Source organism: Rhizobium sp. S152, assembly GCF_030380735.1.
Taxonomy (GTDB): Bacteria; Pseudomonadota; Alphaproteobacteria; order Rhizobiales; family Rhizobiaceae; genus Rhizobium.
On record NZ_JAUDRZ010000003.1, the window covers coordinates 169,293 to 184,842 of the forward strand.

A 15,550-nucleotide genomic window follows, 5' to 3' on the forward strand; every position below is an offset into this window, starting at 1 on the left:
ACTATGCGAGCCGCCGGCCATCGCCGTCGAAGAAATGTAATGCGGCCTTGTCCACGCCGACGGTGACGCTTTCGTCGATGGCGATCTGCGATCGTCCCGGGACACGAAAGACCAGCGGCTGGCCGTCGCCGAACGTTGCGTGCACATAGCTTTCCGCGCCGACCAGCTCTACGGCGCCGACGCGAACCTCGATCCGCAGGTCTTCACCGTTTTCGGCTGACGCAAGATGCAAATCTTCCGGGCGAACGCCCAGCGTCCTGGCTCCCGCAGGCGGCGAGATGCTGCCGCTTGAAAGTAACGATCCATCATCGAGCGGTAGCAGATTCATCGATGGCGAACCGATGAAGGTGGCGACGAAGCTCGTCGCCGGCCGCTCGTAGAGTTCGATCGGCGTCCCCACCTGCTCGATCCTGCCGCCGTTCAGCACCACCAGCCGATCGGCCAGCGTCATGGCCTCCATCTGGTCGTGGGTAACGTAGACGCTCGTCGTTTTCAGCGCCCGCTGAAGCCGCTTGATTTCGACCCGCATCTGCACGCGTAACTTTGCGTCGAGGTTCGACAGCGGTTCGTCGAAAAGGAAGGCGGCCGGTTCGCGCACGATGGCTCGCCCCATGGCGACGCGCTGGCGCTGGCCGCCGGAAAGTTGCCGCGGCTTGCGGTCGAGAAACGCTTCGATCTCCAGCGCCCTGGCGGCCTTCTCGATCCGCCGAGCGATCTCGTCGGGCGGCGTATTGCGGTTCTTCAAGCCGTAGGAGAGGTTTTGCCGCACGGTCATGTGCGGATAGAGCGCGTAGTTCTGGAACACCATGGCGATATCGCGCTCGGACGGCTCGAGATCGTTGACGACGCGCTCGCCGATAGCGATCTGGCCGCCCGAAATGCTCTCGAGGCCGGCGATCATCCTGAGCAGCGTGGATTTTCCGCAACCCGATGGCCCGACAAGCACGACGAGTTCGCCATCGGCGATATCGAGCGATACGCCCTTGATCGCTTCGATGTTGCCGCCATAGACCTTGCGGATATCCCTGAGATTGATTTGGGCCATTACTTCTCCGTCTCCACGAGACCTTTTACAAACCAGCGCTGCATCAGCACCACAACGATGATCGGCGGGATGATGGCGAGGATCGCCGTCACCATGACGAAATTCCACGGCGTTGCCGCGTCGGCGAAATCCACCATTTTCCTGAGGCCGATGATGATCGTGTTCATCTTGGCGTCGTTGGTCACGAGCAGCGGCCAGAGATACTGCGTCCAGCCGTAGATGAAGAGGATCACGAACAGCGCCGCGATGTTGGTGCGCGACAGTGGAAGCAGGATATCGCGCATGAAGCGGAATGGTCCGGCATTGTCGATACGCGCGGCTTCCAGCAATTCACCGGGAACGGTCAGGAAGAACTGCCGGAACAGGAAGGTCGCCGTGGCCGATGCCATTAGCGGCAGCGTGAGGCCGGCATAGGTGTCGATCATGCCGAGATCGACGATTACCTTGTAGGTTGGCAGGATGCGCACCTCCACCGGCAGCATCAGCGTCACGAAGATCATCCAGAAGAACACCATGCGCAACGGAAAGCGGAAGAAGACGATCGCAAATGCCGAGAGGAACGAGATCACGATCTTGCCGACGGCAATCACCGTCGCCACCACGAATGTGTTGAACAGCAGCCGTTCGAGGCTGACGCCAACCACACGTTCGACGCCGCCCGTGAGCGCGTCGCGATAGTTCTCCACCAGATGGTCGCCGGGCAACAGCGAGATCGGCGGCCGAATGATCTCCGCGGAGGTCATCGTTGAGGCGACGAAGGTATAGTAGATCGGAAATGCGACGATGATGATGCCGATGATTAGCATCAGATGGCCCATGAGGCTGGCGACGGGTCTTTTTTCAATCATGCGCGCTCACCCGTAATGGACCCGCTTCTCGACGAAGCGGAATTGAAAGGCCGTGAGCGCGATGACGATGATCATCAGGATCACCGATTGCGCGGCGGAAGAGCCGAGATCCAGATTGACGAAGCCGTCGTTGTAGACCTTGTACACCAGCGTCTCCGTCGCCTTGGCCGGGCCACCGCCGGTGACGGAATGGATGATGCCGAAGGTGTCGAAGAAGGCGTAGACGGTGTTGACCACGAGCAGGAAGAACGTCGTCGGCGCCAGAAGCGGGAAGACGATTGTCCAGAAACGCCGGCTGCCGCGCGCGCCGTCTATCGCTGCCGCCTCGATCAGTGATTTCGGGATGGCCTGCAGGCCGGCGACGAAGAACAGGAAATTATAGCTGATCTGTTTCCAGGCGGCGGCCACGATCACCAGCGCCATTGCCTGGTTCCCGTTGAGAAGCGGATCCCAAAGGAAGCCGTTGCGGCGGAGGATATAGGCGAACGTGCCCATGGCGGGATTGAACATGAATAGCCACAGCATGCCGGCGACGGCAGGCGCCACCGCATAGGGCCAGATGAGCAGGGTTCGGTAAAAGCCTTGGCCTCGCACCATCTTGTCGGCTGCGGTCGCAAGCGCGAGCGCCACGACCATCGACAGCAGCGCCGTTGCGACACTGAAGATCACCGTAACCTGCAGCGAATTGAGATAATTCGGATCGGCCAGCACCGCCTTGAAATTGGCGAGGCCGACGAAACCGCTTTTCAGGCCGAACGGATCCTGGCGCTGTGTTGATTGATAGAGCGCCTGGCTCGCCGGCCAGAAGAAGAACACGACGGTCAGGACCAATTGCGGGGCGACCAGAAAATAGGGGAGAATCTTGTTCGGAAAGGCTGCTTGCTGCACGGGCGCGTCCTTGCGAGGAGAGGTGCCGCCTGCGGCCACAGGACCGCAGGCGGTATCGCATCGGTCCGTTACTGGCCGACAGCCTGCTTGATGGCCGCGTTGCCGCGTTCGACCGCCTTGTCGAGAGCCGCCTTGGCATCCTGTTTGCCGGCCAGCATCGCCTCGAACTCCTCGTTCATGATGTCGCGCACCTGCGGCAGGTTGACAAGGCGAACGCCCTTGGAGTTCTCGGTCGGCGCCTTGCCCATCATCTGCAGGATCGGCGTCTCGCGGCCCGGATTCTTGTCGTAGAAGCCGGACTTCTTGGTGTCCTCATAGGCGGCCATCGTCACCGGCATGTAGCCCGAAACCTGGTGCAGCCGCGACTGGATCTTGGTCTGCGACAGGAAGTGGAAGAACTGCGCGATGCCTTTGTATTCCTCGTCGGTCTTGCCGGCGAAAACCCAGAGGCTGGCGCCGCCGGGGATGGTGTTCTGCGGGCCGTGACCGTCATAATAAGGAAGCTGGCCGATGCCGTAATTGATACCCGACTTGATGATGTCGCCAAGGCCACCCGAGGATTCCGTCATGATCGCGCACTCGCCGGAGGTGAAGAGCTGCTTGGCTTCCGACGTGCGCCCGCCGTAACGAAAGGTGCCGTCCTTGGCGAGATCGGCGATCGACTGGAAATGCTGCACGAAGAGCGGCGAGTTGAAGGCGAGCGTAACGTCGGTGCCCGCCAGGCCGTTCTCGTTGGAGCCGTAGGAGACGTTGTTCCAGGCGGCGAGGTTTTCGGTCTGGATCCAGGTTAGCCAGGTCGAGGTCAGGCCGCAGGCGGCGGCGCCGCTCGCCTTGATCTTCTTGGCGGCGTCGAAAACTTCCGGCCAGGTCTTCGGCGGCTTCTCGGCATCGAGGCCGGCCTTCTGGAAGAGGTCCTTGTTGTAGTAGAGGATCGGCGAAGAGGAGTTGTAGGGGAACGACAGCATCGTTCCATCCGGCTTGGAGTAGTAGGCCGCGATGCCGGGCAGATATTCTGACTTGTCGAAGGTGAAGCCGCCCTTCTTGAGCACTTCGGCCGCCGGCATGATCGCGCCTTCGGCACCCATCATCACGCCGCTACCGGCATCGAAGACCTGCAGGATGGCGGGCGACTGCTTGGCGCGGAAGGCTGCGATGCCGGCGTTCAGCGCCTCTGGATAGGTGCCCTTGAAGACAGGCACGATCTTGTAGTCGCTCTGGCTGTCGTTGAATTCCTTCGAGAGCTGATTGACCACTTCATTGTTGGCCCCGGCCATGGCGTGCCACCACTGAAGCTCGGTTGCTGCAAGCGCGTGCGACGCGGCGGCGAGCGACGCGACCGCGCCAAGCGCGAATACGGACAGACTGCGAACGGACATGAATTTTCTCTCCCTGGTCGTTGTTGCAGCAGGTGGACCTGCTCGCGCCAATCCGATTGCGACCCTCCTCGATCCCAACCGGACGCCTTCAAAACGCTCGCTACAGAACAGTAAAATCCGATCTTTTGCAAACGCGTTCAAGCCAAGATAGCGCCTTCGCTCGATCTGTCGAGACGGTATTGTTAGTTTGATCGCTGGGATCGCTGCGTTGTCCCGCGCTTATGCAAGGCATGGAAGGATTGTCTCGCGGCGCACCATCGTTAAATCAGTGTTTAGCGATATGTCCTATATTTGGCGGTTGTATATGGTTGGCTGCGGTAAACCTTGGCTGCCGGGTGGAGAGCAAGCGGATGCGGATAAGCACGATCACCAACTGGGCTTATGTCGTCACGGTCATCCTGACGATCACCTCGGGTGGCGCCTTCCTGCTGTCGGCGCGTAGCGCCGCGATCGAACAGGCAGCCACCGAAGCCGCCTGGCGGATGGACGATATCGCCGATCGCCTTCAATCCGCGGCCGAACAGACCGGCGAAGATGCGCGACTTTACGTGATGAAGGGCGAGGACCGTTATCTCCGGGCCTTTCGCGGCGCCGACAATGAGGAGCGGACACGCGAAAAGACCGTAAAGGAATTGATGGACGGTCGTCTGACGCCGCAGGAACTCGCCGCGTTGAAGGAAATCGAGGCCGACGCGGAAGCTCTGGATACGGTGGAGGAGCAGGCCGTGGCGGATTATGCTGCCGGCAAGCAGGAGGCCGCGCGCACAGCACTTTTCGGCCCCGAACATGAGCGCCTCCAAACCGACCTTCTCGCCAGCGTCGGGCATTTCACCGATCTGGTCGCGACAAGGGCGCAGGACGAACTCTCGCAAGCGACGGCGCGAAATGAGCTCTGGAGCGCTATAGCCAAGACGCTGCTCGGCGTCACGGCGCTGGTTTTCCTCAGTGTTCTCTACTTCGTGCTGAAACGCCGCGTCGCCATGCCGCTTTTGCAGATGTCCGGCGTGGTGAAACGGCTCGCTCGGCAGGATTACGATGTCGAGCTCCTGACGGACGATCGCCGCGACGAGATCGGCGAGATGAACAACGCCATCCAGATCTTTCGTGATAACGGATTGGAGCGAGACAGGCTGGATGCAGAGCGCCGCAGGGACCAGCACACCAAGGACCAGATTCTGCAGATGATGCATCGTATGCAGGCCTGCCAGGACGAGAAGGAGCTCGCAGCCGTCGTCTCGCTCTTCGCGCCGGAGATATTTCCTGATCTGAGCGGCCGCCTCTATGTGATGAACGACGGCCGCACCGCGCTGCGCGCCGATGGCGCCTGGGGCGAGCCGCATCGCTCCGGCCAGAATTTCCCAGCCTCCGAATGCTGGGGTCTCCGGCGCGGTCGGGCGCATCTCAGTGATAGCAGCCAGGCCGATGTCGTCTGCGAGCACATCACCAGCGAAACCCTCGGATGCCTCTGCGTGCCGCTCGCCGCTCATGGCGACACGGTAGGGATGCTCTATTTCGAGGGCGTGGATGGCGGCGCGGAGCTGGGGGCGGCGCGGGTCTATATCGAGCTGATCGCCGAGAACATCGGCCTTGCCATCGCCAATCTCCAACTGCGCGACCGTCTCACCAACCTTGCCACGCGGGATCCCCTGACCGGCCTGCTCAACCGCCGCTCTCTCGACAGCGAACTGAACCGGCTGCGGCGCGAGGAGAACGATCGACCCGCAGCCTTCGTGATGATCGACATCGATCATTTCAAGCGTTTCAACGATGACTTCGGCCACGATGCCGGCGACCATGTGATGGGCCAGGTCGCCGCGCTGATGAGCGATATGGTTTCAAGCCAAGGGACCGTGCACCGGTACGGTGGCGAGGAATTCGCGGTCGTGCTCGATGGTATCGATAAGGATGCGGCGGCACAGCTCGCCGATTTGATCAGGCGCGCTGTCGAGACGGCCCCGATTGTCTATCTCGGCCAGCCGCTGGGAACGGTCACCGTCTCGGTCGGCGTCGCCTCCACCGAGGATGGCCGACCGGTCGCCACACTGATGAAACGCGCGGACGCTGCGTTGCTACGCGCCAAGGCGGGCGGGCGCAACGCCACCGTCACGGATTGGGCAAACGGCGGCGCGGCGGGCAGGTTGCGGGCGGGGTGATAGCGCGTGGTTGCTCCCTCAGAACCGCCGGCTGAGGGAAATCTTGAAATTGCGTCCCGGCATCGCGGAGATACCGTCGCTCAGGTAAGGCAGGTATCGCTTGTCGAACATGTTTTCGAGCGCGACGTGCAATTCCGTATCCTTCATCATGCCTTCCTTCGGCGTCCAATCCAGGAAGAGGCCGTGTACCGAGTAGCCGGGGCTGGCCTTGGTTGCATAAGTGCTGCCACCCGCTTGACGGTATGGCGTGCGATCCTGGGCATTTACGAAGGTTGCGGTCCAGCCGAAGGACAGATCGCGATCAGGAACCTTCATGCCAAGCGTGGCGAGCAGGGTGGTCGGCGCCAGATCCACCAGATAGGTGTCGCCATTGTAGAAGATGTTGTTGATGGCGGCATGCCGTTCGCCTTCCATCCACGAGAAGCCCAGATCGCCAAACATGCGCTCGGTCTCGTAATGGGCCTGCACCTCGACGCCGCGCGAATAATAGGATGGCGTGTTCCAATACCAGGGAACTTGGCCGGTAAGGTTCATGCCCGAAAGATTGGCAGTTCCGATGCGGCGGGTCACAGGGCTTGTCACATGGTTGTTGAACAGCGCTACACGAGTGGAAAGAGAGTCGCCGTCGAGGAACACGTCGTCGAAGTTCACATCGATACCGAGATTGATGGTGTTGTTCCGCTCGATATCGAGGCCCCTGCTCGTGCCGGAAGCGTTCGTTAGAACGCTTTGTGTCGAGTACAGCTCATCAATATTGGGTGCGCGCATGGCGTATGCCCAGTCGGCAAAAAAGCGCACGTTCGGGGTTGCCTGCCATTCAGCGCTTAAAGCGGGCGTGAAGCCCTGATGCGAGACCGCGCTGTAGTCGTGATCAGCCGCCGGGTTATTGTAGCGCGGCGCGGCATTCGGAACGCCTTCAGATCGTACATAATCGAAGCGCAGTCCAGGCGTCACCTTGAATGTGTCGGTAACGTCGATCGTGTCGCGCACGAAGGCCGATGTCGTGTTCTGCGTTCCCTCCGGCATGTACCACGGCGCATAGTAGCCGTAGTTGTAGTCTGGCTTGGCTACGTTGGCGAGATCGAACATCATCACGTCACGCTTGTGAGCGTTATACTGAACGCCGTAGTTCAGTTTGTGGTCAAGACCGCCCAAGGTAAAGTTGGATGTATTCTCCGCTTCCAGGTGAAAGTCGGAATAGGTGGCATCGTTCTCGACGCCGCCCACGGACGCGGCGGGGGCGGATCTATAATGAGTGCGGGTCGCATGCTGCCCTGTTGATGAGTAGCTTGCCATGAAGCGCGCGTTTACGAGATCGCTGTCGCCGGTGTACTTATACTCGAAGGTCGACGTCAGGTCCTTCAATTCGCGCCATGCTAGTCGTCGAGCAATCGCTTCATCGTAGCCAAGGGGAAGGTCGGCCGAGTTTATGTCCAACTGGCCGCGCACGGCGGCAATGGGCCCCCAGTTATTGCTTCTGCCATAGCTGACCGAAGTATTGATTTCGTTGCCATCGAAATCTGCACCGGTCTTTAGGAGAGCAGAGGCGAGCTTGGAATCTGAAGATTCGTATATCTCCCCGCCGCCGATGCGCATGTCGTCGCTCTTGCGCCATGTCAGCGAAAGCAGGCCGTTATAGGTGATCGGCGTACCGAAGTCCGACTTGCCGTAGACGGCACCGGTCTCAAGAAATTCCTTGTTGGCGGTTTGGTATGCTGTCTTTCCCCAGGCGCCCCACGTCTGCCCGGGCTTGAGCATGTCGCCGGCGTCCTTGCTTTCCATCAGAATCGTTCCGCCGAAACCGCCATTCCCGTAGCGCACCGATGTCGCGCCCTTCTGGATCTCGACTTTCTTCAACAATTCGGGTTCGACGAAGATCGTACCCTGGTCATACTTCTCGAAGTTCTTCGGCGCACCGTCCAGCAGAATGCGGGTGTCCGATTGCCTGCCAAACCCGCGGATCGTGATCGTCTGCCCCTGAATGCGCACGCCCCCTGCCAGCGAAACCCCCGGGGTCTTGTTCACGAGTTCTGGAAGGCTCGAGGCCTGCGCTTGCTCGATCTCCTCCTGCCCGATCACAGCGACGTTAGGCGCGTTGTCGCCGTAGTGACGACCGCCCTTCACGACGATGGTCGAAAGATAGGTGGCATCCCCGTCGCTCCGGTCCGCCTGCGCCCCGGCTTTGCTCAGCGTGATCATCGATGATCCGCTGTAGCGGTAGATGATCCCGGTGCCGGCAAGCAGCCGCGAGAGCGCGGCATCCGCTGTCAGATGTCCGGAAACGGGTGCTGTACTAACGCCTGCGGTGACGCCGGCGTCGAAAACAATCTGCAGCCTGGTCTGGGCTGCAAGCGCGTTCAGCGCGCTGGTCAGACTGCCGCCTGGGAGGTTGAGTTCGATCGCGCCGGTCTGTTGTGCTTGCGCCGTTTCTATGGTGGCTGTGGTGACTGTGCTGGCCAACACGGCCGCAAGGAGGTGAAGCAGCGGGCGGGCGCTGCCGGTATACGTCGAATGTGTCATGGAACCCCAGACCTGTGCTATTCAATCGGTGTCTGCGGGGTTGACGGACGAGGTGCCGCGTTAGGGACAGGCATTAGAAAATTTATTCGCTGAGAACAGTAAGATAAGGTCCGACGCGGGTGATTCGGATGCGGAAGGCATTCGCGAAACCATCCAGAGTCTCATTCGGCGCCGTGAGGTCGAGGCTGCCGGAAACCCGCTTTTCGGCCAGCGTCGCCTGTGCGATCACGATCTTGCCGGGGATATATCGGGCGATCTCTTCCACGACGGCCGATAGCGGCCGGTTGTCGAAAGCAAGGCGCCCTTGCCGCCACGCGATAGCCATGTCGGGATCGATATCTTCCACTGCTCCCAGCCGGCCGTACCCGTCATAGCTCAGTTGCTGGCGTTCGCTCACCTGAAGCTTCGCTTCGTCATCGAGCGGGCTCACGACCACGGCATGCTCGGTGACGACGACGCGCGTTTCGTCGGCCATGAGGTTGACATCAAAGGCGGTGCCGAGCGCCGTCGTCGTGCCGTTGCCGGCTTCGACGACGAAGGGACGGGATCGATCGGCGGCGACATGGAAATAGGCCTCCCCGCGCAAAAGCCGGATGCGACGCTCATTGCTTGTGAGGTCGACGGCGATCGCGGAGTTCGCGTTGAGTTCCACGGTGGAGCCATCGGCAAACGTGACGGTTTGCGGTTCCCCGACCTTGGACATCACATCCGCTCGCAGTCGCATCGGTCCGTCCGCGAGATAGAAAGCGCTGGAACAGAGGCCGAGAACGAGGATGGCGCCAATGACGGTCCGGGCGCGTGGCAGCGCGTGTTTGGCGGCGTTTCGCGTGAAGTCTATATCGCTGGATAGAAGGTGACTGGCATCTCCCATTAGCCGCTTCGCGCGCTCGTAGACGAGCGAGCGCGATGAATCCGCGGAAATCCATGCCTGAAACGCGGCCTCGACAGCTTCGTCGCCCGGATTGTCCTGTAGGCGGATCAACCAGTCCACGGCCTGCTCGCGCAATTTTTTCTCGCTCGTTGGTTTGGCCTGCATCGGCTGCGAAAGACCTTCGGTCACAGTGTGGATTCAATACGATCGAGGCAGTGGAGATAAGCCTTGCGCAAATGCCGATCCACCATGTTTCGGCTGATCTTCAGCCGGCGGGCAATTTCCTCGGAGGACAGCTTGCCGACCCGGCTGGCGATGAAGACCCGTCTGCGCTGGACGGACATCTCCATGATCGCCACTTTCAGCATCATCATGCGGTGATGAAGGTCGAGGCCGACATCGGGCGAAGCCAATGGCGCGCTCACCTGAAGCGCCTCGGTTTCGCTGCCGGAAAACAATTTTGCCTCAAATCGTTGTCGCCGGAAGCGGTCTATGCCGAGGTTGACGCAGGATCGGATAAGGAAAGCTTTCAAGGACAGCTTGCCGTCCAGAGCGGCATGCTTGTCGCGCAGCCTCACATAGAGGTCATGGACGATCTCGCGGGCGATCGCGGGCGGGTGGCCCTTGCGCCGCATGCTGCCGCACAGTTCTTCGTAGTGGGCGATGATCGCCATATCCAACAAGGTGGTCTGCGCGGTCTGGGGCATGGATTGATCGGCTGCGGGGGCGATCCAATGCGCGGTCATGATTGTCTCGAAGGCTCTGGACAGATGCGGTTGGTCGCGTCTTAGCCAGCGCGCACGCGCGATGCAAGAAAATATGACTATAATAATCATATTTTCGGGAAGTTTGATGTAGCGGCGGCTTGCAGTCCTGTCACGCTAGGGACCAAAGTCGTCGTGACGGCGACTGCGTCTATCACTATAACCGGATGCATTGCATCCAGTTTGAAATATTGCCGGCACACCGTTGTCGTCACATGAGGGGCCGGTATCGGTGTGTATTGATAGTCATCGCGATCGTGCGGATAAGTTTGATCTCGTGAAAGCCACCAGCCGAGAGTTTCGCCTTGCGCATTGACAGGACTTTTCCGGGCACGCTGCGATTGCGATTTAGCCTGGCGCAGCAATTCATTGTCGCTGGCGCCATCGTTCTTGTTATCGGCATGGTTCTTATAGGTCTGTGGGTGACGACCAGGATTGAGGATGCGGCGGTTCGCAATTCGGCGGCGGCGACGGCGCTATATGTCGATGGCATTATCGCGCCGCTGACGCAGGAAATGGCGAGCGGAGCAGCGCTCAGCGAGAGTGCACAGCAACTATTAAAAGAGACGCTGCAACGCGGCGCTCTGCGCAGCCGGCTGTTTTCGTTCAAGCTCTGGCGCCCTGATGGAACAGTGATCTTCAGCACCGAGCAAACGCTTGTCGGCAGAAAATTTCGGGTTGGCACCGGCCTCACCACAGCGCTCGCCGGCGGGATCCACGCGCGGTTCGATGATCTGCATGCCGATGAGAACAAACTGGAGCGAGACAGCCGCCAGACGCTTCTGGAGATCTACAGCCCCATCCGCGAAGCCTGGTCCGGAGATGTCATCGGCGTCGCGGAGTTCTACGAAAGAGCCGATGATCTGAGCGCGGAACTGAGGAGCGCGCGTCTGCAGAGCTGGCTGGTAGTGGCTTCGGTCACGGCCGGCATGCTGGTGCTTCTCTTCGTCATCGTCGCGCGCGGTAGCCAGATCATCGCTACCCAGCGCCATTCGCTCGACCGCCAGGTGGCCGAACTGTCGCGGATGCTGTCGCTCAACGATGCGCTCCGCGCGCGCGCTGATAAGGCAAACCAGCGAACAGCAACGCTGAACGAGCGATATCTGAGGCGTATTTCCGCAGAGCTTCACGACGGGCCGACCCAGTTGCTCGGGTTCGCCGCGCTGCGGCTGGAAGCAATCAGCAAGGGGCGTGCCCGCGACGACGATGCCCTGCAGGTCAAACAGTCCATCGCCGAGGCGATCAAGGACATCCGCGACATCTGCCGCGGCCTGACCCTACCGGAACTGAAGCCGCTCGCCGGCCACGAGGTCGCGCGCCGCGCCATCCAGACGCACCAGACCCATTCGAAATCGAGTGTCGAGGCCGAGATCGGCGAAATCGCGGTTTCGTCGCAGGCGGCGAAGATCTGTATCTACCGCTTCATCCAGGAAACATTGAGCAATGCCGCGCGGCATGCCAAAGCATCCGATATCTCGGTGAAGGTCAGAGAGCTCGGCGGCATGATCGAGGTGTCGGTGCATGATAATGGCATGGGGTTCCAGGTGAAGCCGGGTGATTTCGGTCTCGGTCTTGCCGGCATCGAGGAGCGGGTGGCCGGCCTTGGCGGGCAATTCCAGCTGATCTCGGATACCGCCGGCACGACGGTGCGCATGACGATCCCAAGCGGAGCAGAGAGTGAAGACCTATAGAATTGTCGTCGCGGACGATCACCCGATTTATCGCAATGGCCTGGTTCGCAGCCTCGAGGACGAGCCGGAGTTCGAGGTCGTCGGCGAGGCATCGACGGCGGATGATGCGGTGGCCGCCTATCGTGAGCACTCGCCCGACGCACTCCTTCTAGACTTGTCGATGCCCGGCGGCGGGCACGCGGCATTGGCGACGATCCTTGGCGATTATCCCGATGCCGTCGTTATTGTGCTTACGGCATCGGAAGATGATGATGACCTCTTCTACGCGGTGAAAGGAGGGGCAAGGGGCTATGTGCTGAAGGGCGTCGACGCCTCGGAACTGGTCGATATCGTCGAGCGGGTGATCGCGGGCGAAAGCTACGTCTCGCCCGACCTCGCATCACGAATCCTCACAGAACTCAAGCCCGCCGCGCCGCGGTTGCCCGCGGACAATATGCTTGCCAGTCTGACGCCACGTGAGGAGCAGATCCTCGCGCTCGTGGCCGAGGGCAACAGCAACAAGGAAGTGGCCCGCCGGCTCGGCCTGCAGGAAAAGACGATCAAGCACAACATGACGCGTATCCTGCAAAAGCTGAAGGCACGAAACCGGACCGAGGCAGCGATGCTGCTGCGCGATACTCGCGCTCGCGAGTGATGGTCCTGATGGTGCGCCTTAGGGACTTTAGTCCGCATGGCGTCCCGTATCGTTCCCGTTATAAGTGGAGTGTATTCTTCCAGTTTGAGCGCCTCTGGTGTTCCGCGGAAGCAACATCCGATCCCGGTATGGCGGTTTGCGACCGCATGGGACGCACAAGGAGAACCAGATGAAAAAGTCGATCCGGATGACATTGACAGTGTTGTCGCTGCTGGCCGCAACCTCGCTTGCCTCGGGCGCCGGCGCGCAGGATGCCGAGGGCATCGTTGTCTATAACGCGCAGCACGAAAGCCTCGGCAACGCCTGGGTTGAGGGCTTCACGAAGGAAACAGGCATCAAGGTCACGGTCCGCAAAGGCAGCGACACGCAGTTCGCCAACCAGCTGATCCAGGAAGGGGACGCTTCGCCGGCGGACGTCTTCCTCACCGAGAACTCGCCCGCCATGGCGCTGGTCGATGGTGCAGGCCTGTTCGCCCCGGTCGACAAGGAAACGCTGGATCAGGTTCCCGCCGAGTATCGCCCGGCAGACGGCCGTTGGACCGGTATCGCTGCGCGCACGACCGTCTTCGCCTACGACAAGACCAAGCTGACCGAAGACAAGCTGCCGAAGTCGATGCTCGATCTGGCCGATCCGGCCTGGAAGGGCCGTTGGGGCGCATCTCCCGCCGGTGCCGATTTCCAGGCGATCGTCGGCGCATTGCTGCAGCTGAAGGGCGAGGAAGCCACCAGCGCATGGCTGAAGGCGATGAAGGAAAACTCCGCGCCGTACAAGGGCAACAGCGTCGCCATGAAGGCCGTGAACGCCGGCGAAGTCGAAGGCGCGATCATCTATCACTACTACTGGTTCGGCGACCAGGCAAAGACCGGCGAAAACAGCAAGAACGTCGCGCTGCACTACTTCAAGAACCAGGATCCGGGCGCCTTCGTCAGCGTTTCCGGTGGCGGCGTCCTGAAGTCCAGCAAGCACCAGAAGGAAGCGCAGGCGCTTCTCAAGTGGATCACCGGCAAATCCGGCCAGTCCGTTCTCAAGGACGGTGATTCATTCGAGTACGCCATCGCCGGCGACGCGAACCCGAAGCTGGTCCCGCTCAAGGATCTGGATGCGCCGAAGGTCGAGGCATCGACGCTTGACAGCAAGAAGGTCGTGGAACTGATGACGGCCGCCGGCCTGCTGTAAGGCAATACGCGGCCGCCGGCGGACGATCTGCCCGCGGCCCGATTTCTCTGTCAAATCAACGCAAAAGTGAAACCGGACAGGATTCACTTTTGCCTTTCGGCTGTTAAAAGCCAGCCTGACCCGATGACAGAGAATGATAGCATGAAAGAGCGGACATGATGGATGTGACGGCACAGGGCAGCGAACAGAACTTCTGGATGGATTCGCCGCTGCGCTACGGGCTCATCAGCCGCGTTCTGCATTGGGTTATGGCCTATCTGCTCGTCTGGCAATTCACCACCATCCTGCTATGGCGCCTCGGCGGTCCGACCGACTGGGTGAAGACCATTACATCCTTTGGTCCCTATCACGGAACCGTTGGCTGGGTGACCGTTATCCTGGTCGTCATCCGCGCCATCTGGGCCATGATCAATCGCCGCAGACGTCCGGCGCATGGCGGGGGAAGGTTGGCCGCGGCTGCGCGCGCCGGCCACGTGGTTCTCTACGGTCTGATGTTTGCAATCCCGGCGCTGGCGCTGCTGCGCAGTTACGGAAACGGCAAGGGCTGGAAGCTGTGGGGCGTCCAGATCATCCCGGAAACAGGCGTTGAGATTGGCTGGATGATCGCGCCGGCGAATGCGATGCACAGCGTCCTTGCCTGGTGCCTGTCGGCTGCAATTCTTGGCCATGTCGCCATGGCTTTCATACATCGGCTGGTGTTCAGGGACCGGACGCTGGCCACCATGGCCGGCCCGTTGCGGCCGGTCGCGCGGCAGGCGGGCTAGCCACGCGTCTCGTCAGGAGCGACCGTTGCCGGCCGCCCCTGTATCGTCTGTTACTTCTTTTTTTCGGTATAGGCCTTGAACGAGGCCGCAACTTCGGCCTGGGCCTTTTCGGCGTTCTCGAAGCCGTTCAGTTCAACGACCTTGCGCTTGTCGGGGAGCTGCTTGTAGACGCGGAAGAATGCCTGCAGGCGCTGCTGCTCGATCTCGGCTAGATCCGTGACTTCCTTGATCTTGTCATAGGTCGGGTCGATATCGCTCGCCGGAACCGCAACGATCTTGTCGTCCACTTCGCCGCCGTCGATCATCTTCAGGACGCCGATCGGGCGAACCTTGATGATGGCGCCGGGAACGACCGGCTCGCGGGTGTAAACAAGGGCGTCGAGCGGGTCGCCGTCACCGCCGAGCGAGCTGGTGATCGAGCCGTAGTTCGCCGGGTAGACGACCGGCATCGACTGGTAGCGGTCGACAACCAGGTGACCCGTGTCGGCGTCGATCTCGTACTTGGTGAAGCTGCCCTGCGGGATTTCGATCGCGGTGTAGAATTCCTTGCCGTCTGGCTCGGACTGCGGAAAATCGAGATAGGATACGTAATCGGCCGCGAAAGACGCGGTGGCGGTTGCAGACAGCATCGTTGCTGCAAGAATGAACGACTTCATCAGGGCCCCCTTGGTTGGATGAAACGAGCTCCGCCTATTGGTGGGAGGTTACAGGACTGTGACAGCGCGCCCTGATGCCGCTGACATTCTTGTGACCAAAGCCACTCGCTCCTGCGAGTGCTTCTCAGAAGCATTCCGCACCTCCGACGCGCAATTGCAAATC

General features: G+C 60.7%; 13 protein-coding genes. 5 read left to right on the forward strand and 8 right to left on the reverse strand.

Going from position 1 to position 15,550, the window contains the following annotated elements:
* Position 1: 1 nt before the first annotated feature.
* From QTL95_RS05435 to ugpB, 4 genes are all read right to left on the reverse strand, one after another.
* Positions 2 to 1,045, reverse strand: coding sequence for a sn-glycerol-3-phosphate import ATP-binding protein UgpC (locus tag QTL95_RS05435; RefSeq protein WP_289718952.1), 1,044 nt, complete (start codon positions 1,043 to 1,045; stop codon positions 2 to 4).
* Positions 1,045 to 1,893, reverse strand: a complete 849-nt coding sequence (gene ugpE, locus QTL95_RS05440) for a sn-glycerol-3-phosphate ABC transporter permease UgpE (RefSeq protein WP_289718953.1) — start codon at positions 1,891 to 1,893, stop codon at positions 1,045 to 1,047. The genes QTL95_RS05435 and ugpE overlap by 1 nt, the downstream gene beginning before the upstream one ends.
* Before the next feature lie 6 nt (positions 1,894 to 1,899).
* Complete coding sequence (gene ugpA / locus QTL95_RS05445) at positions 1,900 to 2,781, reverse strand: sn-glycerol-3-phosphate ABC transporter permease UgpA (RefSeq protein ID WP_289718954.1); 882 nt, start codon at positions 2,779 to 2,781, stop codon at positions 1,900 to 1,902.
* 68 nt (positions 2,782 to 2,849) lie between these two features.
* Complete coding sequence (gene ugpB / locus QTL95_RS05450; protein WP_289718955.1) at positions 2,850 to 4,157, reverse strand: sn-glycerol-3-phosphate ABC transporter substrate-binding protein UgpB; 1,308 nt, start codon at positions 4,155 to 4,157, stop codon at positions 2,850 to 2,852.
* 350 nt (positions 4,158 to 4,507) lie between these two features.
* On the opposite strand from ugpB, the gene QTL95_RS05455 reads away from it, so the two are divergent.
* Complete coding sequence (locus QTL95_RS05455; RefSeq protein ID WP_289718956.1) at positions 4,508 to 6,310, forward strand: diguanylate cyclase domain-containing protein; 1,803 nt, start codon at positions 4,508 to 4,510, stop codon at positions 6,308 to 6,310.
* A gap of 18 nt (positions 6,311 to 6,328) precedes the next feature.
* On the opposite strand, the gene QTL95_RS05460 is transcribed toward QTL95_RS05455, so the two are convergent.
* The 3 genes from QTL95_RS05460 to QTL95_RS05470 all read right to left on the reverse strand — a co-directional run bounded on the left by QTL95_RS05460 (position 6,329) and on the right by QTL95_RS05470 (position 10,447).
* Complete coding sequence (locus QTL95_RS05460) at positions 6,329 to 8,830, reverse strand: TonB-dependent receptor (RefSeq protein ID WP_289718957.1); 2,502 nt, start codon at positions 8,828 to 8,830, stop codon at positions 6,329 to 6,331.
* Between the two features lie 82 nt (positions 8,831 to 8,912).
* A complete protein-coding gene (locus QTL95_RS05465) occupies positions 8,913 to 9,890 on the reverse strand; it encodes a FecR family protein (protein ID WP_289718958.1) in 978 nt (325 codons plus the stop codon).
* On the reverse strand, positions 9,887 to 10,447 hold the full coding sequence (locus QTL95_RS05470) for an RNA polymerase sigma factor (RefSeq protein ID WP_289718959.1): 561 nt from the start codon (positions 10,445 to 10,447) through the stop codon (positions 9,887 to 9,889). The genes QTL95_RS05465 and QTL95_RS05470 overlap by 4 nt, the downstream gene beginning before the upstream one ends.
* A 323-nt stretch (positions 10,448 to 10,770) precedes the next feature.
* Here QTL95_RS05470 and QTL95_RS05475 point away from each other — a divergent pair, with 323 nt between their 5' ends.
* The 4 genes from QTL95_RS05475 to QTL95_RS05490 all read left to right on the forward strand — a co-directional run bounded on the left by QTL95_RS05475 (position 10,771) and on the right by QTL95_RS05490 (position 14,731).
* Positions 10,771 to 12,156, forward strand: coding sequence for a sensor histidine kinase (locus QTL95_RS05475; RefSeq protein ID WP_289718960.1), 1,386 nt, complete (start codon positions 10,771 to 10,773; stop codon positions 12,154 to 12,156).
* Entirely contained in the window at positions 12,143 to 12,790 is a 648-nt protein-coding gene (locus QTL95_RS05480; protein WP_289718961.1) for a response regulator, read from the forward strand. Before QTL95_RS05475 ends, QTL95_RS05480 begins: the two co-directional genes overlap by 14 nt.
* A gap of 169 nt (positions 12,791 to 12,959) precedes the next feature.
* Positions 12,960 to 13,967, forward strand: a complete 1,008-nt coding sequence (locus tag QTL95_RS05485; RefSeq protein WP_289718962.1) for an iron ABC transporter substrate-binding protein — start codon at positions 12,960 to 12,962, stop codon at positions 13,965 to 13,967.
* 155 nt (positions 13,968 to 14,122) lie between these two features.
* Entirely contained in the window at positions 14,123 to 14,731 is a 609-nt protein-coding gene (locus tag QTL95_RS05490; RefSeq protein ID WP_289718963.1) for a cytochrome b, read from the forward strand.
* Between the two features lie 50 nt (positions 14,732 to 14,781).
* On the opposite strand, the gene QTL95_RS05495 is transcribed toward QTL95_RS05490, so the two are convergent.
* Complete coding sequence (locus tag QTL95_RS05495) at positions 14,782 to 15,387, reverse strand: inorganic diphosphatase (protein WP_289718964.1); 606 nt, start codon at positions 15,385 to 15,387, stop codon at positions 14,782 to 14,784.
* Positions 15,388 to 15,550 lie beyond the last annotated feature (163 nt).

Bases quoted from the DNA above. Each gene is read 5' to 3' on its own strand.
- QTL95_RS05455 (WP_289718956.1), top strand. From the start codon at position 4,508: ATGCGGATAAGCACGATCACCAACTGGGCTTATGTCGTCACGGTCATC.
- QTL95_RS05435 (WP_289718952.1), bottom strand. From the start codon at position 1,045: ATGGCCCAAATCAATCTCAGGGATATCCGCAAGGTCTATGGCGGCAAC.
- QTL95_RS05460 (WP_289718957.1), bottom strand. From the start codon at position 8,830: ATGACACATTCGACGTATACCGGCAGCGCCCGCCCGCTGCTTCACCTC.
- QTL95_RS05485 (WP_289718962.1), top strand. From the start codon at position 12,960: ATGAAAAAGTCGATCCGGATGACATTGACAGTGTTGTCGCTGCTGGCC.
- QTL95_RS05490 (WP_289718963.1), top strand. From the start codon at position 14,123: ATGATGGATGTGACGGCACAGGGCAGCGAACAGAACTTCTGGATGGAT.
- ugpE (WP_289718953.1), bottom strand. From the start codon at position 1,893: ATGATTGAAAAAAGACCCGTCGCCAGCCTCATGGGCCATCTGATGCTA.
- QTL95_RS05470 (WP_289718959.1), bottom strand. From the start codon at position 10,447: ATGACCGCGCATTGGATCGCCCCCGCAGCCGATCAATCCATGCCCCAG.
- QTL95_RS05495 (WP_289718964.1), bottom strand. From the start codon at position 15,387: ATGAAGTCGTTCATTCTTGCAGCAACGATGCTGTCTGCAACCGCCACC.
- ugpB (WP_289718955.1), bottom strand. From the start codon at position 4,157: ATGTCCGTTCGCAGTCTGTCCGTATTCGCGCTTGGCGCGGTCGCGTCG.